This is a genomic window from Mesorhizobium sp. (genome assembly GCF_017306585.1).
In the GTDB taxonomy this organism is placed as follows: Bacteria; Pseudomonadota; Alphaproteobacteria; order Rhizobiales; family Rhizobiaceae; genus Mesorhizobium.
This window is the reverse complement of the sequence record NZ_JAFKIC010000117.1, coordinates 15,675-34,161: the sequence shown is the minus strand read 5'-3', so window position 1 is coordinate 34,161 and position 18,487 is coordinate 15,675. Positions and strand designations below refer to the sequence as shown.

Sequence of the window (18,487 nt, the reverse complement as noted above, 5' to 3'; positions counted from 1 at the left end):
CAGCTATGCGCCCGCGCCTTAAGCGGCCAGTGCGGTGAAGGCGGAGGCGTAGACCAGCCTGCCGGCGTCCGGAGCATCGCCCCAGGCCAGGGCCTGCAAAGCCTCGCCCTGGTATTCGGTCTCGAACTTTTCGGCGCGCTCATGGCTGTAGCCGAAACGGCCGTAATAGGCCGGGTCGCCCAGCACCACGGCAAGCGTCTCGCCGGCGTCCTTGAGCCGGATGTGGGCCTCGCGGATCAGCGCGCCGCCAATGCCGCTGCCGTGGAACGAAGGCTCCACCGCCAGCGGCGCGAGCGCCACGGCCGCAAAACGCTTGCCGCCGTTCTGGACGAACAGCCGCGAAAACAGGATATGGCCGACCACCTGTCCGTCTTCTTCCGCCACCAGTTCGGCTACGGCGTCGCCGTCGGTCACCAGCGCATCGACCAGCCCGGCTTCCGCCTGCTGGCCGAACGCGTGTTCCTCGACGAGGCGGATGGCCTCGCGATCCCGCGGCGTCGCCGCGCGTATCGACATCATACTCATGACAACTTCATTCCTTTTTCGATCTTGGCTCCGCGCAGGAATTCCGACGCGGCGGCGGGCCTTCCGCCCGCGCGTTGAACTTCGACCAGCCTGATCGCGCCCGCCCCGCAGGCGACCGTCAGCCGGTCATCGAGAATTCCTCCCGACTCGCTCGAATCCAGCGAAGGCGACACGCCATCCGATAGTGTCGAGCGAAGCAGTTTCAGCCGTTCCTGGCGGCCGCCAATGTCAATTTCGCACCAGGCGCCGGGAAAGGGCGACAGGCCGCGAATGTGGTTGTGGACCTCGACAGCGGGCCGTGTCCAATCCACGCGCGTCTCGGATTTATCGATTTTTCTGGCGTAAGTCACCCCTTCCGCCGCTTGCACGGTAAATCCGAGGGTGTCCCGTTCCAGCCCGGCCAGCGCTTCCACAATCAGCGCGGCGCCGATGCTCATCAGCCGATCATGCAGATCGCCGGCTGTCATATCGGGGTCGATGGCGCATTTTTCAACCAGTCCCACCGGTCCCGTATCGAGGCCCTCCTCCATGCGCATCACCATCATGCCCGTCTCGGCGTCTCCTGCCATGATGGCGCGCTGGATGGGCGCGGCACCGCGCCAGCGCGGCAGCAGCGACGCGTGGCCGTTGATGCAGCCAAGCCGGGGTGCGTCCAGGACAGCCTTCGGCAGCAGCAGGCCGTAGGCGACGACCACGGCGATATCGGCGCCAAGCGCACGGAAAGCGGCCTGCTCGGCCTCGCCCTTGAGCGATGTCGGCGTGCGCACCTCGATGCCCAGCCGCTCGGCTTCGCGCTGCACCGGCGACGGCGTCAGTTCCAGCCCACGCCTACCGGCCGCACGTGGCGGTTGCGTGTAGACCGCCGCTATCTGATGGCCGGCCTCGGCGATCGCGCGCAGCGTCGGCACCGAAAACTCCGGCGTGCCCATAAAGATGACGCGAAGGGGCATTTTTCTTTCTATATCCTGTTGTGCTGTTAGCCAGCTCACGCGCTTGGTTCAAACGGGTTTACGAGCTTCAGGTCAAGCCCGTCGAAGTCGCGGACATTGCGTGTCGCGAGCGTGGCGTCATGCGCCAGGCAGATTGCGGCGATCATGGCGTCAGCAAGGCTGATCGGGCGCCCGATCCGTTCCCGATCCGCCCGGAGCTTGCCGGCGAGCCGGGGGATGGAACCGGCAAATTCAACGGTCCGGCCGGAGAACTGCTTGGAAATCAGGTGATCGAGAGCGCGCACATGGCGATCGGAGCCGGTCTTGTTCAAAAACCGTTCAGCGCCGAAAGATTGCTCCATGACGACAGGGCCACACAGATAGAGGTCAAGCAGCTCCTGCTTGCGAAACCATTCGACCACGTTTGCGTCGGGTGCCGTCCTGCTCGTTTCGGAAATGACGTTGGTGTCTAGGACGATCACTCGAAATCCTCGATCGGACGACCGAAGTCGCGTTTCCTGTCTGCTTCGATTTCATCCATGATCTGCGAAAACTCATCGCCGATCGCGTTTTCAGTCGCGAATGCGGAACGAATGGCGTCCCACGCGGAAAGGCCCGGTTCGGGCTTGGCATCTCTCTCGGCGACCATGCCTTTGCGTAAAAGATCGATCGCTTTCCCGGACAAGCTCTGCCCGCCCTTGCGCGCAGCTTGCTCGATCTCGCGCTTCAAGGGGTCAGGAATGTCTCTGATCAGCATATCGCCCATGGGCTTCTCCGCAGGTTGATATCAATGATATCAACCTGCGGCCTTACGCTCAACTAAATTCGAAGATAGCTAATGATCGAGCGAGGGCCGATCACGTCGCGTCTATCCCACAAGTTTGCCGGGCGCCTTGTCCTTGGCCAGCTTCTTGAACTTCTTCACCACCATGTCGCGTTTCAACTTCGAGATGTGGTCGATGAACAGCACGCCGTTGAGGTGGTCGATCTCATGCTGCAGGCAGGTCGCCATCAGGCCTTCGGCTTCCATCTCCTGCAGCTTGCCGTCGCGGTCGAGATATCTGACCCGGACAGAAGCGGGGCGTTCGACCTCGGCATAGTAGTCGGGGATCGACAGGCAGCCTTCCTCATAGACCGAACGCGCCTCGGCGCTTTCCAGGACTTCCGGATTTATGAACACATGCGGCGCGGGCGTTTCGTCTTCCTTGGCGAGGTCGATCACCAGCATGCGCAGCGGCTCGCCGATCTGGATCGCCGCCAGTCCGATGCCGGGCGCGTCATACATCGTCGCCAGCATGTCGTCGGCTAAACTGCGCAACGGCGCGTCGACGCGTTCCACCGGCTTGGAAACCTGGCGCAGGATGGGATCGGGAAGGATGATGAGCGGCTTGATCGGCATGGCGTCCCACCTAAGACCTCCAGCGGAACGCGTCAACCGGGTTGGCCGGCATACGTTCACGCTTTGATCTGTGCCAGCCCGACGAATCGGCTATGCTGTCGCCATGAATGACATGAGCACCATCCTTTCGGAACCTGTCGCCCGGTTGGGAGCGTCCACCGTCACGCTTGGCCACGCGCTGGCTTTCGGCGCGCTGCTATTTTTCGGCCTGTTCGTGGCGCTGGTCATCGCCTTGTGGCGGTCGGGCAGGGCGCGCGCCGTCGCCGCGGCCGAAGCCGCCGACCATGCCCGCGACGCCGAGGCGCGCATGGCCGGCATTCTGCAGGCGCAGGCGGAAATGCAGGGCCGCATGGGCGCCATCGCCGAAGTGTTCGGCGCCCGCCAGGCGGAGCTGACGCAGTCGATCGGCCAGCGCCTCGACGCCATGACCGGCCGCATCGGCCAGACCATGACCGAACAGACGAAGTCGACGCATGAGAGCCTTGCCAGACTGCAGGAGCGGCTGGCCGTCATCGACACCGCGCAAGGCAACATCCAGTCGCTCGCCGGCCAGGTCGTGCAGTTGCAGGCGATCCTCTCCAACAAGCAGACGCGCGGCGCCTTCGGCCAGTCACGCATGGAGGCGATCGTTGCCGACGGTCTGCCGCATGGCGCCTATGAGTTCCAGGCAACCCTGTCGAATGGCAGCCGGCCGGACTGCCTGATCAGGATGCCCAACAGCGCGCCCTCGCTCGCCATCGACGCCAAGTTCCCGCTAGAGGCCTGGAACGCCATCCGCGCGTCGGATGGTCCCGACCTGCAACGGGGGGCGGCGCAGGCCTTCCGCCGCGACATCGAGGTGCATATTCGCGATATCGCCGAAAAATATCTGATCCAGGGTGAGACGCAGGACACCGCCTTCATGTTCGTGCCTTCGGAATCGGTGTTCGCCGAAATCCACGAGAATTTCGAGGCCGTCGTGCAGAAGGCGCACCGGGCCCGCGTCGTCATCGTCTCGCCGTCGCTGCTGATGTTGTCGATCCAGGTCATCCAGGCGATCCTCAAGGACGCCCGCATGCGCGAGCAGGCGCATCTGATCCAGGGCGAGGTGATCCGGCTGATGGAAGATGTCGCGCGCGTCGACGAGCGTGTGCGCAAGCTGCAGGGTCATTTCGCCCAGTCGGCCAAGGACATCGAGGACATCCTCGTCTCGACCTCGAAGGTGACCAAACGCGGCCAGAAGATCGAGGCGCTGGAGTTCGGCGGGCAGGGCGATGGTGATGCCGAGGCGCCGGCGCGGCAGCCGACCGCAAGGGTGGACAGCGCGACCCGCGCCGCCGACTCCAAGACCGGGCAGTTGAGACTGAGGGTCGTTGAGGGTGACGACTGAGCTTGTGGCCCTCGGCGGTTACACAGCCGCCACGATGACATGCGCCTGGATCTTCGCGGCGACCTCGCCGCTGCCGTGCCTGTCGGCAATGGCGGCCGCCGCATAGTCCGTCGCCGCATCCAGTCCGCCTGGCTTCCGGGCCTCGATCTCGGTGCGAAGAACAGTGCCCCTGCAAAACGCCATGGCCGGCAGGTCGGGCGAGGATGCGCGGCTCTCTTCGGCTTTCGTGTCGACCGTTGCGCCGGAGAAGCCGGCGTCGGCCAGATCGCGGCGGATCAGGGCCGTGTCATGGTAGCCGTGCGGCGTGCGCGCCAGGAAACGCGGCGGATCTTCGGGGAAAATCCTCGCAAGGGCCTTCGTCACGTCGTCGGCGAAGACGTTGTCCTCGATCCGATCCCACACGTTGAAAATGAAATGTCCCCCCGGTCTCAGCACCCGCCTCGCTTCCCGGTAGGCGGCGACACGGTCTGGAAAGAACATCGCGCCGAACTGGCAGCAGACGGCATCGAAGGCAGCGTCCTCGAACGGCAGCGCCATGGCGTCCGCCTGACGCCATTCTATGCGGCTGTCGGCGGCCTGCCGCGAAGCCGCGTAATCGAGCATCGGCTGGTTGAGATCGGTCACGACATAGCGCGCGCCGGGCGAGAGGCCGGGCGCCAGTGCGCGGGTGACGACGCCGGTGCCCGCCGCGATCTCCAGCACGGCATTTGGCGAGAAGGCGGCGACCCGCTCAGCCATGTCCCGCGCGTAAGGCGCAAAGATCAACGGCACCATGTAGCGGTCGTAGTTTTCCGGAATAGAGCCTGCAAAGAGCTTGTCGGCTTCGAGCATCGCGACCCCCTTCGTTCCATGCTGCGCCACTGCCAAATGTCCGGAATTCGAGAGGGAGCGCTTCAGCGCTCTCCCTCGACCGTGGCGATCTCGAAATCGGGCAGCCAATGCAGCGCCGAACGATGCCATTTCTGCTGACGCGGGACCAGGTCCTCGCGCTGCCGGGCGGTCCCCGCCCTGATCCCGTACACTTTCGGACCGTCCCCAACCGATGTCGCGTAGAGATGCGAACCGCAATTGCCACAGAAGGCCTGGGCGCGCTTGGCCCCGCTGCCGCCGGTCTTGATGTAGATTTTCGGCTCGCCGCTTGTGATCCGGTAATTCTCCTCGGGCGCGGGAACGGTGACGCGAAAGGCGGTGCCGGTCAGTTGCTGGCAATCCGTGCAGTGGCAGATCGAGGTCTTTTCCGGATCGACCTCCGCTTCATAGGTAATAGCGCCGCAATGGCACCCGCCGTCGATCTTCATCGTCGCTCCTCCGAAAAATCCATTCCCCTGATTCTAGCGGCCCGGAGCCGCAAGGCAACGGTGGGGCGCTAGTCCAAAGCCGGATCCGACGCGGCCTCGATCATCCTGCGCCGCTGTTCCCACGTGCCTGACGTCTGCGGCTTGACGAACAGGCGCGTAATCTCAGGCATTTCCTTCTTCAGGCGCGCTTCGAGGCGCTCGACGCAGGCTTCGATCTCGGGCGCCGCCAGATGGTCCTCGAATTCGATGCTGAGGCCGGTGACGATCTCCTCGGGTCCCATATGGACGGTGACCACGCCATTCGCCCGCTGCACCGCCGAATCCTGCTGCGCGATCGCCAGCACCTTTCTCTGCACCTCGGGCGAGGCCGGCTCGCCGATCAGCAGGCCCTTGCTTTCGCGCGCCAGGAAGATCGCCGTCGCGCCGAGGATAAGCGCGATGCCGATCGAAGCGGCGCCGTCGAGTTCCGGCATTTCCAGCAACTCCGCCGCCAGAATGCCGGCAAAGGCGACGATCAGGCCCAGAAGTGCCGCACTGTCCTCGAACAGCACGGTGTAGACGCTGGGGTCCTTGCTCGATTGTACCGCTTGCAGCCAGCCTTGCCTGCCTTTCTCGCGGCGGAATTCCTTCAGCGCCACCAGCCAGGAACTGCCCTCGAACAGGAAGGACAGGCCAAGAACGATATAGTTCACCTTGACGTTGGCGACCGGTTCCGGCGCCATGATGTGAACGATGCCCTCGTAGAAGGACACGCCGGCGCCCAGTGCGAAAACCAGCAGGGCGACGATGAAGCTCCAGAAATAGAGTTCGCGGCCGTGGCCGAGCGGATGGGCACGGTCGGCGGGGCGCGCGGCGCGGTGCATGCCATAGAGCAGCAGGCCGCCATTGCCGGTATCGACCAGCGAATGGACGCCTTCGGAAAGCATCGCCGAACTGCCGGTGAAGAACGCGGCCGCGAACTTGGTCAGCGCGATGGCCAGATTGCCGGCGAGCGCCGCGTAGATAACCGTTCTGGACCCGCCATGCCCCGCCATCCGGTTCCTCGCTGTATCCGGCTGCCTGGAGCTTAGCCGCCCGCCCGCCGAAGCTCCATATCCTTCCTGAACGCATGAGCGGCCCGTCCGTTCAGGGCATATGCCGCCTGTCGAAGCGCCATAAATCTCCCAAACCGGTTGACAGACGTCCCGAGCGCCACATCGCTAGAAACATCCCCTTGCTTACACACGTTTCTCTTGTTTCACTTCGCGTCCCGCAACTGGAGGAACGAATCATGGCTAAAGGTGCGATGAAGGCAGGCAAGGAAGCCCGCAAGCCGAAAAAGGATGCCAAGAAGCCGGCCGCTGCTCCTGCGTTGAAGGCGCCGCCGGTCAAGGCGATGCGCCTCAAGGAAAAGTAGGCCTCGGTCGCCTGCGTGGCAGGATTACACCGGCGGCGTTCGCCAATGCCGCCGGTATGGTATTGATTGGGCGTCCGGACGCTCCTATATGCCAGGCGCGGGGACGACCCCGCACTTCCCTAAAATCCCGGCCGGGACGACCCGCCCATTGTTGATCGAGCATCCGGACATCTCCGTTTCGGTGCTCTGATGGAGCGTTTCGATGTCGTGGATTCTTCTGTTTTTCGCCGGCCTGTTCGAAATCGGCTGGGCGATCGGCCTCAAATACACCGATGGTTTCTCCAAGCTGGTGCCGACGGTCCTGACCGTCGCGTCGATGATCGTCAGCCTCACCCTGCTCGGGCTGGCGCTGAAGGCGCTGCCTGTCGGCACCGCCTATGCGGTGTGGACCGGTATCGGCACCGTGGGCACGGCGCTGCTTGGCATCTGGCTGCTTGGCGAGCCCGCAACGGCGATCAGGCTCGCCTGCATCGGACTGATTGTCTGCGGCATCATGGGGCTGAAGTTTGCCGCGTAAATTCCCCGGCTGCGGCCGCCCGCCTAACCAAAGCGCGTCGCGCTGAAACGGATTCAGCCGACGCGCTTCAAGTCTTCGTTTTGATGCATGTCGTTGTCTCAGAATCGCTGCGCACTCGTGGCGATGCGCTTTAAGGGCAGCGCAGGCAAGCGCAGACAGGGCCGCGAGAAGCAGCCCTGTTTCATCATCTCGAAACGAACGAAACGCTCAGCGGCCGGTAAAGCCCGGAGGCGTCCTGCCGACACGCGCCTTGCGCGCCGCATAACGCGCGTCACGCTTGGCCTTGCGCTCGGCTTCGTCGGCGAGCAGGCGGGAAATCCGATCGGTTTCCTCGGCTTCGCGGATTTTCGCCTCGGCCGCGGCCGCTTCCTCGGCGGCGATGCGCGCCGCCTCGGCCGCAGCTTCGCGCTCGGCCTTCTCGGCCGCCTCGCGGGCCAGCTTTTCCTGCTTCAGCCTGGCCTTCTCGGCCTCGCGTATTTCACGGGCCGCAAGAATAGCCTTGCGCTCGGCCTGTCGCGCCAGCACTGCTGGATCGTCGGCTGCCGGCTTTGCGTTGAAGCGCGCCAGAAGCGCCTTCTTTGCCTCGTTCGCGGCATTGCGCCGCTCGAAAATGTCTTTTTCCCTGTAGATAGCCAAGTCCACTTCCCTGAAGTCAATTCGCGACGCTTACATACGCGCGAAAACGGGGAGTTCAAGCGCCAAAACGGTATGCCAGCCATGAAATTCTGGGCTGTTGCAGCCGGGAGACGCCTTTTGCGCCGAAACAGACATGCACTGTTCACCCGCCACCCCTCTGGCGGCGTGGTGGGTGTGTCGCTACCTCTAGCGCAACAATCAACACACCAGGATGACACCAGATGGAACTCGGTCTCTACACCTTCGCCGACGTCAGCCCGCAGCCCGGCCCGGGCGCCATCGGGCCGCACGAACGGCTGCGCAATCTTGTCGAGGAGATCGAACTGGCCGATCAGGTCGGTCTCGATGTATTCGGTCTGGGCGAACATCACCGGCCCGATTACGCGGCCTCCGCGCCGGTCGTGGCGCTGGCCGCCGGCGCCGAACACTCAAAGCGCATCAAGCTGACCAGCGCGGTCACCGTCTTGTCCTCCGATGATCCGGTGCGCGTCTTCCAGCAATTCGCCACGCTCGACCTGCTGTCGGGCGGGCGCGCCGAGATTATGGCCGGGCGCGGTTCGTTCATCGAATCCTTCCCGCTGTTCGGCTACAACCTGGAAGACTATGATGACCTCTTCGCCGAAAAGCTCGACCTGCTGCTGGCCATCCGCGACCAGGTGAAGGTCACATGGTCGGGCAATCTGCGCGCGCCGATCAATGACCGCGGCGTCTATCCCAGGCCGTTCCAGGAGAAACTGCCGGTGTGGATCGCCATTGGCGGCACGCCGCAATCGGCCGCCCGCGCCGGCGCGCTCGGCCTGCCGCTGGCGCTCGCCATCATTGGCGGCGAGCCGGCCCGGTTCGCGCCGCTGTTCGATCTCTACCGCGAGGCCGCCAAACGCGCCGGCGCCGATCCTTCAGGCCTTGCCACCAGCATCAACGTGCATGGCTTCATCGCCGAAACGACCGAACAGGCGGCCGACGATTTCTACGGCCCGCAGGCCGAGGTGATGAATCGCATTGGCCGCGAGCGCGGCTGGGGTCCGACATCGCGGGCGCATTTCGACCAGTCGCGCGGTCCCCATGGCGCGCTGTTCGTCGGCAATCCGGAACAAGTCGCCGAAAAGATCGTCGCCCAGCACAGGATCTTCAGGAATGACCGCTTTCTGCTGCAGATGGCGATCGGCACCATGCCGCACGCCAAGATCATGAAAGCGATCGAACTCTATGGCACCAGGGTGGCGCCGCTGGTGCGCAAGGAGACGGCTGCCGCTGCACCGGCGCCGGTTGCCTGAGCAAGCCGGCCCCTGACGGAACTTTGCCGGGGCGCGGACGTTTCCCCCAAAGTTTGCACCGGTTGCGGTGCTTGAGGGAAAAATGAAAGCCGAACCGATCGCGTCGGGAGCCGCCGTTGCCGAGCCAGACCCGCGTGCAAATGCGCGCGCCGACATCAGGCTCATGCGCTCGTTGGTGATCGGCATCTTTCTCTTCATGGCGACGGCCGCGCTCTATTTCGGCCGCGCCTTCTTCATGCCGGTGATGCTTGCCTTCCTGCTGGCGTTGACCCTGACGCCGATCGTGCGCTTCCTGCGCAAGCGCGGCATTCCCGAAGTCGTATCGGCGACGCTTCTGGTGATGCTGTCGATCTTCATCTTCGCCAGCGCCGGCTATCTGCTCAGCGGACCGATCATCGATCTGATGAACAACACGTCGTCGATCGGCCAGCAGCTTACGGAACGGTTGGCGCAGTTCAAACGGCCGCTGGCCAAGATCATAGATCTTTCGCATCAGCTCGAAGCGATGACCGAGACTTCCCAGGAGCCAGGGGTGCAGAAAGTGGCGGTGGCGCCATCGGGTATCCTGTCGACGGCCGCGAGCAATCTGGTCGATGCCGGCACCAGCATAACCATCGTCTTCGTGCTGTCGCTGTTCCTGCTCGCTTCGGGCACGCTCTTTTATGAGAAGATCATCCAGTCCTTCGCCAGTCTCAGCCAGAAGAAACGGGCGCTTCGCGTTGTTTACGATGTCGAACGCGAAATCTCGCATTATCTTCTGACGGTCGCCGTCATCAATGCCGGGCTTGGGACAGTCATCGGCCTCGGTTTGTGGGCGCTTGGCGTGCCCAATCCGCTGGTCTGGGGCGCTGCGGCGGCGCTCCTGAATTTCCTGCCCTATGTCGGCGCGCTGATGACGATCGTGCTGGTCGCGGTCATTTCGCTGATCAGCTTCGACACGATCTCCTACGCATTGCTCGCGCCCGGCTTCGTGCTTTTGTGCGATATCGTCGAGGGCCAGTTCGTGACGCCGATGGTGGTGGGCAGGCGCCTCGAGATCAATGCCGTCGCGATCTTCATCGCCATCGCCTTCTGGTCATGGCTCTGGGGCTTCGTCGGCGCTCTCATGGCGGTGCCGCTGCTGGTCGTCATCAAGGTCTTCTGCGACCATTTCGAAGGCCTCAGCCACGTCGGCAACTTCCTGGCGCAGCATGCGTCGGTCGTTGACGAGGAAACGCCGGAGGAGGCCGGCAAGGCTTCCGCGTAATCGCCGGCCGGCATTTGCGGCGCGCGGGGTGCATGCCTATATCGAGCGCATCGACGACCGGTGCCCCTGATGACCGATGTTTCCCTTGATCTCGACGCCTATTTCAGCCGCATCGGCCACGCCGGCTCCAGGGATGCGTCGCTGGACACGTTGAAGACGCTTCATTTCCTCCACCCGCAGGCAATTCCCTTCGAGAACATCGATCCATTCCTAGGCCGCCCGGTCCGGCTGGACCTTGCTGCACTGCAGGACAAGATCATCACGGGCGGCCGTGGCGGCTATTGCTTCGAGCACAACCTCCTCTTCATGCATGCGCTGAAGGCGCTTGGTTTTAAGGTTGGCGGGCTCGCCGCGCGTGTGCTTTGGGGGCAGCCTGACGACGCCATCACCGCGCGTGGCCATATGCTTTTGCGCGTAGAGATCGGCGGCCAGACATACATCGCCGATGTCGGCTTCGGCGGCCTGACGCTGACGGCGCCGCTGCTCCTGAAGCCCGGCCGGGAACAAAAAACCCCGCACGAGACGTTCCGCATCGTCGAGACGGACGATCATTTCCGGCTGCAGGCGGCCATCGGCGGCGACTGGCGCTCGCTCTACCGCTTCGATCTGCAGCCGCAATACGAGATCGACTATTCCGTCACCAACTACTTCCTGTCGACCAGCCCGACATCGCATTTCCTGAACACGATCGTGGCCGCCCGCGCCGCGCCCGACCGGCGCTATGCCCTGCGCGGCAATCGCCTGTCGATTCATCACCTTGGCGGGCGCACCGAACAAAAGGATCTGGCTACCGCCGCCGACCTTGCCGACACGCTGGAAGGCGAACTCGGCATCATCATTCCCGACCGCCCCGCCTTTGAGGCCAGGGCGCGCGAAAAGCATATCGTGGAGACCAATACATGACCGAACTGTCCGTTCTCGACCTGTCGCCGATCGTCGAGGGCAGCGATGCCTCGCAGTCGCTGGCCAACTCGCTCGATCTCGCCCGCCATGCCGAGCGCCTGGGCTACAAGCGCTACTGGCTGGCCGAGCACCACAACATGCCGGGCATTGCGAGCGCCGCAACATCCGTCGTCATCGCCCATGTTGCGGGCGGCACCAAAACCATCCGCGTCGGCGCCGGCGGCATCATGCTGCCCAACCATGCGCCGCTGGTCATTGCCGAGCAGTTCGGCACGCTGGCCGCCCTGTTTCCGGGCCGTATCGATCTCGGGCTCGGCCGTGCGCCGGGCACCGACATGAACACCGCGCGCGCCCTGCGCCGCAACCTCGAGGCCGGCGTCGACAATTTCCCGCAGGATGTCGTCGAGCTGATGGGCTATTTCCTCCCTGCGGAGGAAGGCCAGCGTCTCAGGGCGGTGCCCGGCGAAGGCCAGACGGTGCCGATCTGGATACTTGGCTCCAGCCTCTATGGCGCGCAGCTCGCTGCAATGCTCGGCCTGCCCTATGCCTTCGCCTCGCATTTCGCGCCGGCCGAGCTTGATCACGCGCTGGACATCTACCGCTCGCGCTTCCAGCCGTCGGAGCAGCTCGACAAGCCGCATGTCATGCTCGGCCTTAATGTCTTTGCCGCACCCACCGATGCCGAGGCGCGGCTGCTGTTCACCTCGCTGCAGCAGGCCTTCGTCAACCTGCGCACCGGAAGGCCCGGAAAATTGCCGCCGCCGGTGGAGAATTATGAGCGCGATCTCGATCCGATGGCCAAAACCATGCTCGGCCAGGCGCTGTCCTGCGCCGTCGTCGGATCTCCAGAAACCGTCCGTCAGGGCATCGATGCCTTTGTGCGCCGCACCGGCGCCGACGAGCTGATGGTCACGGCTCAGATATCGGATCACGCCGCCCGCGTGCGGTCGTTCGAGATCCTTGCCGAGGCTCACGAATCGCTGTCTCGGGCGGCCTGAAATTTATCCGCCGACAAATGCTTTTGCGGACATCGATGCTCTGCTAAAGGCGGGGCATCTCCAGGCAAGAGCGAGCCTTCCGTGACAGATGATATCGACAGACGCGAACAGTTTGCGATCGAACTGGCGCGCCGCGCCGGCGAACTCGGCCTGAAATATTTCCGCGACCTGGAAAGCCTGACCATAGAGAGCAAGGGCCATCAGGACCTGGTCTCGCAGGCCGATCGCGAGGTTGAGCTCTTCATCCGCGCGGCAATCGCCGCCGATTATCCGCAGGACGGCATCGTCGGCGAGGAACATGCGTCGGTGGCCGGCGCCACAGGCTATGACTGGGTCATCGATCCCATCGACGGCACCGCCAATTTCGTGCGCGGCATTCCCGCCTGGTGCGTGGTGATCGCATGCGCCCGGGACGGAGAGACGGTCGCCGGCGTCATCCATGAGCCGTCGACCTCTGAGACGTTTCACGGCAGGCTCGGCGGCGGCGCCTTCGTCAACGGCAGGCCGATCAGGACAAGTGCTGCGACCAGCCTGGAAGAAGGCTCGGTGGGCACCGGTTTCTCGAACCGGGCCGAGGCGGAAAACATCGCCGTGCTGATCAAGAAAATCCTTGCCGAAGGCGGTGTCTTCTTCCGCAACGCCTCAGGCGCCCTGATGCTCGCCTATGTCGCCTCGGGCCGCCTGCTTGGCTATGTCGAGGAACACATGAACGCCTGGGACTGCCTGGCCGGGATGCTGCTGATCGAGGAGGCCGGCGGCACCGTTCTGAAGGCGGATCGCAAGACGGTGCTGCGGAGCGGGACACAGGTCATCACGGGCGGCAAGGACGTCTTTTCGAAGCTGCAGGCACTCTGCTCGGATGTGTTCCCGGCTTAAGCGGTCACGCCCTGCACGACCGCGCCCAGCGGCCGGCACGAATTGCGGATCATCAGCCGGCCCTTGAGCACCAGCTTGCGCGGCGGCGCGTCGCGGTTGCCCGCCAGGCGGTCGAGCAGCAGATTGGCGGCCTGTTCGCCGATCGCCTGCACCGGTTGCGCCACGGTGGTTAGCTGCGGCTGGAACACGTCGGACCAGGGAAAATCGTCGAAACAGGCGACGGAAATGTCTTCCGGGCAGGACAGGCCGATATCGCGGATCGCCTTCATCGTGCCGATCACCATCGGGTTGTTGGCCGAGAAGATCGCGCTCGGCCGCTCGTGCAGCGACAGCAGTTGCATGGTGGCGTTGTAGCCGTCGATCTCATGAAAATTGCCGGAGCGGATCAGCTCCGGGCTCACCGGCAGGCCGGCGGCCTGAAGCGCCTCGCGATATCCGGCCATGCGGTCGCCCATGGTCGAGATATCTGAAGTACCGGTGATATAGGCGATGCGCCGGTGGCCGAGATTGATCAGGTAGGTGATGGCGTCGAACACCGCGCTCTGGTTGTCGAGCACGACCGCGTCTGTGTCCACGCCTTCCAGAGTGCGGTCGAGCAGCACCACCGGCACGTTGGCGTCCTCGACGATCCCCCTGAGCAGCGCGCCGTCGCCGACGCGCGCCACGATCAGCCCGTCGACCATGCGGTCGAGCAGGAGCCTGATCTGGTCGTCCTGGGTGTTCAGGTCCTCGTCCGTGCAGCACAGCATGACGGCATAGCCGGCCCGGTCGAAGGCCTGCTGGATGACCGAGACGACATCGGTGAAGAACGGATTGGTGATGTGCGGCACTGTCAGGCCGATGGTGCGCGTCGTGCCCATCTTCAAGCTGCGCGCGATCGCATTGCGCTTGTAGCCGATGTCGCGGATCGCCTGCTCTATACGGGCGCTGAGCTCGGGGCTGACGGTCGCCGTGCCGTTGATCAGGGCTGAAACGGTAGCGACCGAAACACGCGCCGCTTCGGCGACGTGAAGCATGGTGGGAGCGGTGGATTTTCGCTGTTTTCTTGGCCCGGACACTGTCATTTTTCGAAACGTTTCGTCATCCCGTATTCCCAATACCTACGGAATCCTGCCTTTCTAGGCAAGAATTGAAATGCGTCAAACCAGCGTTACCCTATATCGGCTTGACAGGATCGAAACGTTTAGATTAGCGTTTGGGACGCTGACAAAGACGGAAGGGAGGCCGCGATTGTCATGGAGCAGCGCAGTTCCCTTTCCTCGACCCGCGATGCGGCATCGGAGCGTTCGGACACCGTCCTGAGCGCGCGGCATATTTCCAAGAGCTTCGGCGGCATCGTGGCGCTGTCTGATGTCGGTTTCGACCTGCGGCGCGGCGAGGTCCATGCGCTGATGGGCGAGAACGGCGCCGGCAAGTCGACGCTGATGAAGATCCTTTCCGGCGTCTACACGGGTTACGAAGGAACGGTCAGCATCGACGGCCGCCCGGTCAGCTTCGCCGGCGTACGCGACGCCGAGGACGCCGGCATCGCCATCATCCACCAGGAGCTCAACTTGGTGCCGGAACTGAGCGTCGCCGACAACATCTTCCTCGGCCGTGAGAAGCTGATCGCCGGCCTGATCGTCGACCGCAAGGCGAGCAGCCGCGCGGCGAGCGCGCTTTTGCAGCGGCTCGGCATCGAGCTTGATCCCGACGCGCGCGTCGGCGCCTTGCGGGTTGGCGAACAGCAGCTTGTCGAGATCGCCAAGGCGCTGTCGATGTCGGCGCGCATCCTGATCATGGACGAGCCGACCTCGGCGCTGTCGCCGGCCGAGTGCCAGCGGCTGTTCCGTATTATCGGCCAGCTCTCCGAAAGCGGTGTCGCCATCGTCTACATCTCGCATCGGATCGACGAGGTGATGCATCTGGCCAGCCGCGTCACCGTGTTTCGCGACGGGCGCCACGTGCTGACGCGGCCGATGAGCGAACTCGACGAGAATGCCATCATCTCGGCCATGGTCGGACGGGACCTGCTCGCATCCTCCCAAGGCGAGCGGGCGTCCGGCGGCGGGACGGTGCTTTCCGTCAGCGGCCTGTCGTTGTCGAAGCCCGACCGCCAGGGCTGGCGCCCGGTGATCGAAGGCGTGAGCTTCGATCTGGCCGCCGGCGAAATCCTCGGCATTGGCGGTCTGCTGGGCTCTGGCCGCACCGAGATCATGGAAGCGATCTTCGGCTCGGGCGATGGCCGCGCCGGCGGTGAGATTCGGCTCGACGGCCACATCGTGGACATCCGCTCGCCGCGCGACGCCAGGCGGCTGGGCATCGCGCTCGTCACCGAGGACCGCAAGACGCAAGGCCTGCATCTGCAGGCCTCGATTACCGACAATGTGGCGTTGCCGCTGGTCGGGTCGCTGGCGCGCTTCGGCATCCGCTCGCTGGCGGGCGAAGAAGGGCTGGCGCGGCAGGCCGTCAAGGCGCTCGGCATACGCTGCCAGGGCATCGACCAGCCGGCCGGCACGCTGTCGGGCGGCAATCAGCAGAAGGTCGTCATCGGCAAGTGGCTGGCGACAAGGCCGCGCGTGCTTTTGCTCGACGAGCCGACACGCGGCATCGATGTCGGTGCCAAGCGCGAAATCTACGACCTCATCTTCCAACTGGCGCGCGACGGGCTGGCCATTGCCGTCATCAGTTCCGAACTGCCGGAACTGCTGCATCTTTCCGACCGCATCCTGGTGATGGCCGACGGCCGCCAGACCGGCATCCTGTCCCGCGACGCGGCGAGCGAGGAGGCCGTCATGCGGCTTGCCGCGCCCCGCCGGACCCTTTCGAGACCAGCCGCATGAGCGCATTGAAACTCCTGTCGCGGACCAAGCTCTACTGGGGCCTGATCGCCATCTTCCTGATCGGCGTGTTGGGTTCGCCCATCAGCTCCAAGGGCAACAACATCTTCCTGTCCTATGGCAACCTGCTCGACGTGCTGCGCCAGGTGTCGACCACGGGCCTGATTGCCACCGGCATGACGGCGGTCATCATCACCGGCGGCATCGACCTTTCCGTCGGCTCGCTGATGGCCATCTGCTCGGTGGTCTGCGCCATGCTGCTGACGGTGCCGGGCGTGACGCCGGGCGTCGTGCTGGGCGTGCCGACCGTCGCCATTGTGGTGCTCTGCCTGGGCTTTGTCGTCACGCGCTTCATCTTCCTCAACCTGGAAAAATCCCGCGCCGGTCCTGACGCCGCCGGGCGCGACATCAGGCTGGACCATGCTCGCGGACTGGCCGCGCCCGCGATCGTCGGCGTGGTGCTGTGCTGCCTGTCGCTTTGGTACCTGCTGCCGCAGATCGAGCCGAAATTCGGCGTGCTCGGCGTGCTGCTGGTGGCGCCCTGCGTCGGCCTGCTGTTCGGCGCCATCAACGGCTTCATCATTGTCGCCGGCCGGCTGCAGCCCTTCATCGTCACTCTGGCGATGATGGTGACGGCGCTCGGCATCGCCCGGCTGACCGCCGGCCAGAACAATGCGGTGCTGCCGGTTTATACCGGTTCCAACGCCACCGAAGATTTCGAGTTGCTGCGCTCGCTGGTCTTCGGCGTCATTCCGATGCCCGGCCTGTTCTTCCTCGGCGCCATCGTCATCTACAGCGCGGTGCTGCGTTTCACGCCGTTCGGCCGCTATGTCTATGCCATCGGCGGCAATGAAGAAGCGGCCCGGCTCTCGGGCATCGCCGCCGGCCGGGTCAAGATCGCCACCTATGCCATATCGGGCCTGCTCGCCGGCATCGCCGCCGTGCTCTATGTGGCGCAGTACCGGCAGGGCAAGCCCGATGCCGGCGCTGGGCTGGAGCTCGATGCCATCGCCGCCGTCGTCATCGGCGGCACCAGCCTGATGGGTGGGCGCGGCAGCCTGATCGGTACCTTCTGCGGCGTGCTGATCTTCGGGCTGCTGTCCAACATATTGCAGCTCCACAACATCAATTCGAACCTTCAGCTGGTGCTGAAAGGGCTGATCATCATCGGCACCGTGCTCGTCCAGGAGCGCAATGCCGGGGATCTCCTCGCCTATCTGCGGCTGCCCGGCGCAGCGCACAAGGAAACGGCCGCGGCAAAACGGCCGTCGCAAGAGACACCGTCTCTCAATCTCGGAGGAAACAAGAAATGAAACGACGTGACATGCTCAGGCTTGCCGCATTCGGCGCGGCGTTGCTGACCACGACCGCGCTGCTCTCCACCGGTCATGCCTATGCCCAGGACAAGAAGTGGAAGATCGGCTTTTCGCAGGTGACCACCATCGAGCCGTGGCGCGCCCAGTTCAACAAGGACATCATCGCCGAAGCCGCCAAGCATCCCGAAGTCGAGCTGATCATCACCGACGGCGAGGACAAGACCGAAAAGCAGGTCGCCGACGTCGAGAACCTGATCCGTCAGGAAGTCGATGCGCTTCTGGTGTCGCCGAAGGAATCCGCCGGCCTGACCGGCGTCGTCCAGCAGGCGATCGACGCCAAGATTCCCGTCTTCGTGCTCGACCGCAATGTCGACACCAAGGACTACACGCAGTTCGTCGGCGGCGACAACGCGCTGATCGGCCGCGCGGCCGGCGAATATGCCGTCGAACTGCTCGGCGGCAAGGGCAAGGCGGCGGGCAATGTCGTCGAGATCTGGGGCGGCATGGGCACCCAGCCGGCGCATGACCGTCATGACGGCTTCCACGAATTCACCGACAAGGAGCCGGGCATCAAGTACCTGCTCGACCAGCAGTCGGGTGACTGGAAGCAGGACCAGGCCTACAACATCATGGCCAACGCGCTGAAGACCAACGAGAAGATCGATCTCGTCTACGGTCACAACGATCCGATGGCCTACGGCGCCTATCTCGCCGCCAAGGATGTCGGCCGCGAGAAGGACATCAAGTTCATCGGTATCGACGGCTTGCCCAATGAAGGCGTCCAGATGGTGAACAAGGGCGAACTGACGGCAACCTTCACCTATGTCACTCCCGGTGCGGAAGGCCTGCGCCAGGCGATCAAGTTCCTCAAGGGCGAGAAGGTCGAGAAGACCATCACGCTGCCGACCGAGAAGGTCACCAAGGAAAACGCCGGCAAGATCCTGAAGGACAACGGCCTCTGAGACACCCGCGATAGGAACGTCGGG

The 18,487-nt window shown here is 64.1% G+C and carries 21 protein-coding genes; 11 read left to right on the top strand and 10 right to left on the bottom strand.

Going from position 1 to position 18,487, the window contains the following annotated elements; translation table 11 throughout:
- Positions 1-18: 18 nt before the first annotated feature.
- The 5 genes from J0I79_RS08610 to def all read right to left on the bottom strand — a co-directional run bounded on the left by J0I79_RS08610 (position 19) and on the right by def (position 2,853).
- Positions 19-525, bottom strand: a complete 507-nt coding sequence (locus J0I79_RS08610; RefSeq protein ID WP_292856464.1) for an N-acetyltransferase — start codon at positions 523-525, stop codon at positions 19-21.
- Entirely contained in the window at positions 522-1,475 is a 954-nt protein-coding gene (gene fmt, locus J0I79_RS08605) for a methionyl-tRNA formyltransferase (RefSeq protein ID WP_292856462.1), read from the bottom strand. The genes J0I79_RS08610 and fmt overlap by 4 nt, the downstream gene beginning before the upstream one ends.
- A gap of 35 nt (positions 1,476-1,510) precedes the next feature.
- Positions 1,511-1,936, bottom strand: coding sequence for a type II toxin-antitoxin system VapC family toxin (locus tag J0I79_RS08600; RefSeq protein ID WP_292856460.1), 426 nt, complete (start codon positions 1,934-1,936; stop codon positions 1,511-1,513).
- Entirely contained in the window at positions 1,933-2,220 is a 288-nt protein-coding gene (locus J0I79_RS08595; protein WP_292856458.1) for a plasmid stabilization protein, read from the bottom strand. Before J0I79_RS08595 ends, J0I79_RS08600 begins: the two co-directional genes overlap by 4 nt.
- A gap of 102 nt (positions 2,221-2,322) precedes the next feature.
- The gene (gene def / locus J0I79_RS08590) at positions 2,323-2,853 is read right to left on the bottom strand and encodes a peptide deformylase (protein ID WP_292856456.1); all 531 of its coding nucleotides are present in this window, start codon (positions 2,851-2,853) and stop codon (positions 2,323-2,325) included.
- Positions 2,854-2,956: 103 nt separating this feature from the next.
- On the opposite strand from def, the gene J0I79_RS08585 reads away from it, so the two are divergent.
- Positions 2,957-4,222 carry a DNA recombination protein RmuC gene (locus J0I79_RS08585; RefSeq protein WP_292856454.1) on the top strand — a complete coding sequence of 422 codons (1,266 nt, stop codon included), beginning with the start codon at positions 2,957-2,959 and terminating at the stop codon, positions 4,220-4,222.
- An 18-nt stretch (positions 4,223-4,240) separates the two neighbouring features.
- Here the strand turns inward: J0I79_RS08585 and J0I79_RS08580 are convergent, their stop codons facing one another.
- The 3 genes from J0I79_RS08580 to J0I79_RS08570 form a co-directional block, all read right to left on the bottom strand.
- Positions 4,241-5,053: a class I SAM-dependent methyltransferase gene (locus tag J0I79_RS08580; protein WP_292856452.1), complete on the bottom strand. Its 813-nt coding sequence runs from the start codon at positions 5,051-5,053 to the stop codon at positions 4,241-4,243.
- A gap of 62 nt (positions 5,054-5,115) precedes the next feature.
- Positions 5,116-5,520 (bottom strand): GFA family protein, encoded by a 405-nt coding sequence (locus tag J0I79_RS08575; protein ID WP_292856450.1) that lies wholly within the window; start codon positions 5,518-5,520, stop codon positions 5,116-5,118.
- A 68-nt stretch (positions 5,521-5,588) separates the two neighbouring features.
- Positions 5,589-6,554, bottom strand: a complete 966-nt coding sequence (locus tag J0I79_RS08570; protein ID WP_292856448.1) for a cation diffusion facilitator family transporter — start codon at positions 6,552-6,554, stop codon at positions 5,589-5,591.
- 236 nt (positions 6,555-6,790) lie between these two features.
- On the opposite strand from J0I79_RS08570, the gene J0I79_RS08565 reads away from it, so the two are divergent.
- Positions 6,791-6,916, top strand: coding sequence for a hypothetical protein (locus J0I79_RS08565; protein WP_006200611.1), 126 nt, complete (start codon positions 6,791-6,793; stop codon positions 6,914-6,916).
- Positions 6,917-7,118: 202 nt separating this feature from the next.
- Positions 7,119-7,433, top strand: a complete 315-nt coding sequence (gene sugE, locus J0I79_RS08560) for a quaternary ammonium compound efflux SMR transporter SugE (protein WP_292856444.1) — start codon at positions 7,119-7,121, stop codon at positions 7,431-7,433.
- A gap of 207 nt (positions 7,434-7,640) precedes the next feature.
- On the opposite strand, the gene J0I79_RS08555 is transcribed toward sugE, so the two are convergent.
- Positions 7,641-8,069, bottom strand: a complete 429-nt coding sequence (locus tag J0I79_RS08555) for a DUF6481 family protein (RefSeq protein WP_292856442.1) — start codon at positions 8,067-8,069, stop codon at positions 7,641-7,643.
- A 221-nt stretch (positions 8,070-8,290) separates the two neighbouring features.
- Here J0I79_RS08555 and J0I79_RS08550 point away from each other — a divergent pair, with 221 nt between their 5' ends.
- The 5 genes from J0I79_RS08550 (at position 8,291) to J0I79_RS08530 (ending at position 13,366) form a co-directional block, all read left to right on the top strand.
- Positions 8,291-9,343: an LLM class flavin-dependent oxidoreductase gene (locus J0I79_RS08550; RefSeq protein ID WP_292856440.1), complete on the top strand. Its 1,053-nt coding sequence runs from the start codon at positions 8,291-8,293 to the stop codon at positions 9,341-9,343.
- Between the two features lie 82 nt (positions 9,344-9,425).
- Entirely contained in the window at positions 9,426-10,589 is a 1,164-nt protein-coding gene (locus J0I79_RS08545) for an AI-2E family transporter (protein ID WP_292856438.1), read from the top strand.
- 69 nt (positions 10,590-10,658) lie between these two features.
- Entirely contained in the window at positions 10,659-11,492 is an 834-nt protein-coding gene (locus J0I79_RS08540) for an arylamine N-acetyltransferase (protein WP_292856436.1), read from the top strand.
- Positions 11,489-12,490: an LLM class flavin-dependent oxidoreductase gene (locus J0I79_RS08535; protein WP_292856434.1), complete on the top strand. Its 1,002-nt coding sequence runs from the start codon at positions 11,489-11,491 to the stop codon at positions 12,488-12,490. Before J0I79_RS08540 ends, J0I79_RS08535 begins: the two co-directional genes overlap by 4 nt.
- 81 nt (positions 12,491-12,571) lie before the next feature.
- Positions 12,572-13,366, top strand: a complete 795-nt coding sequence (locus tag J0I79_RS08530) for an inositol monophosphatase family protein (protein ID WP_292856432.1) — start codon at positions 12,572-12,574, stop codon at positions 13,364-13,366.
- On the opposite strand, the gene J0I79_RS08525 is transcribed toward J0I79_RS08530, so the two are convergent.
- Complete coding sequence (locus J0I79_RS08525; protein ID WP_292856430.1) at positions 13,363-14,382, bottom strand: LacI family DNA-binding transcriptional regulator; 1,020 nt, start codon at positions 14,380-14,382, stop codon at positions 13,363-13,365. The two genes, J0I79_RS08530 and J0I79_RS08525, sit on opposite strands and share 4 nt — an antisense overlap.
- A 219-nt stretch (positions 14,383-14,601) precedes the next feature.
- On the opposite strand from J0I79_RS08525, the gene J0I79_RS08520 reads away from it, so the two are divergent.
- From J0I79_RS08520 to J0I79_RS08510, 3 genes are read left to right on the top strand one after another with little or no spacing between them, the layout of a single operon-like run.
- Positions 14,602-16,188: a sugar ABC transporter ATP-binding protein gene (locus tag J0I79_RS08520; protein WP_292856428.1), complete on the top strand. Its 1,587-nt coding sequence runs from the start codon at positions 14,602-14,604 to the stop codon at positions 16,186-16,188.
- On the top strand, positions 16,185-17,498 hold the full coding sequence (locus tag J0I79_RS08515) for an ABC transporter permease (protein ID WP_292856426.1): 1,314 nt from the start codon (positions 16,185-16,187) through the stop codon (positions 17,496-17,498). The genes J0I79_RS08520 and J0I79_RS08515 overlap by 4 nt, the downstream gene beginning before the upstream one ends.
- Positions 17,495-18,463 carry a substrate-binding domain-containing protein gene (locus J0I79_RS08510; protein WP_292856424.1) on the top strand — a complete coding sequence of 323 codons (969 nt, stop codon included), beginning with the start codon at positions 17,495-17,497 and terminating at the stop codon, positions 18,461-18,463. The genes J0I79_RS08515 and J0I79_RS08510 overlap by 4 nt, the downstream gene beginning before the upstream one ends.
- Positions 18,464-18,487 lie beyond the last annotated feature (24 nt).

Excerpts from the sequence above, each read along its gene's own strand:
- J0I79_RS08610 (WP_292856464.1), bottom strand. The coding sequence starts at position 525 with ATGAGTATGATGTCGATACGCGCGGCGACGCCGCGGGATCGCGAGGCC.
- fmt (WP_292856462.1), bottom strand. The coding sequence starts at position 1,475 with ATGCCCCTTCGCGTCATCTTTATGGGCACGCCGGAGTTTTCGGTGCCG.
- J0I79_RS08595 (WP_292856458.1), bottom strand. The coding sequence starts at position 2,220 with ATGGGCGATATGCTGATCAGAGACATTCCTGACCCCTTGAAGCGCGAG.
- def (WP_292856456.1), bottom strand. The coding sequence starts at position 2,853 with ATGCCGATCAAGCCGCTCATCATCCTTCCCGATCCCATCCTGCGCCAG.
- J0I79_RS08585 (WP_292856454.1), top strand. The coding sequence starts at position 2,957 with ATGAATGACATGAGCACCATCCTTTCGGAACCTGTCGCCCGGTTGGGA.
- J0I79_RS08580 (WP_292856452.1), bottom strand. The coding sequence starts at position 5,053 with ATGCTCGAAGCCGACAAGCTCTTTGCAGGCTCTATTCCGGAAAACTAC.
- J0I79_RS08575 (WP_292856450.1), bottom strand. The coding sequence starts at position 5,520 with ATGAAGATCGACGGCGGGTGCCATTGCGGCGCTATTACCTATGAAGCG.
- J0I79_RS08570 (WP_292856448.1), bottom strand. The coding sequence starts at position 6,554 with ATGGCGGGGCATGGCGGGTCCAGAACGGTTATCTACGCGGCGCTCGCC.
- J0I79_RS08565 (WP_006200611.1), top strand. The coding sequence starts at position 6,791 with ATGGCTAAAGGTGCGATGAAGGCAGGCAAGGAAGCCCGCAAGCCGAAA.
- sugE (WP_292856444.1), top strand. The coding sequence starts at position 7,119 with ATGTCGTGGATTCTTCTGTTTTTCGCCGGCCTGTTCGAAATCGGCTGG.
- J0I79_RS08550 (WP_292856440.1), top strand. The coding sequence starts at position 8,291 with ATGGAACTCGGTCTCTACACCTTCGCCGACGTCAGCCCGCAGCCCGGC.
- J0I79_RS08545 (WP_292856438.1), top strand. The coding sequence starts at position 9,426 with ATGAAAGCCGAACCGATCGCGTCGGGAGCCGCCGTTGCCGAGCCAGAC.
- J0I79_RS08540 (WP_292856436.1), top strand. The coding sequence starts at position 10,659 with ATGACCGATGTTTCCCTTGATCTCGACGCCTATTTCAGCCGCATCGGC.
- J0I79_RS08535 (WP_292856434.1), top strand. The coding sequence starts at position 11,489 with ATGACCGAACTGTCCGTTCTCGACCTGTCGCCGATCGTCGAGGGCAGC.
- J0I79_RS08525 (WP_292856430.1), bottom strand. The coding sequence starts at position 14,382 with ATGCTTCACGTCGCCGAAGCGGCGCGTGTTTCGGTCGCTACCGTTTCA.
- J0I79_RS08520 (WP_292856428.1), top strand. The coding sequence starts at position 14,602 with ATGGAGCAGCGCAGTTCCCTTTCCTCGACCCGCGATGCGGCATCGGAG.
- J0I79_RS08515 (WP_292856426.1), top strand. The coding sequence starts at position 16,185 with ATGAGCGCATTGAAACTCCTGTCGCGGACCAAGCTCTACTGGGGCCTG.
- J0I79_RS08510 (WP_292856424.1), top strand. The coding sequence starts at position 17,495 with ATGAAACGACGTGACATGCTCAGGCTTGCCGCATTCGGCGCGGCGTTG.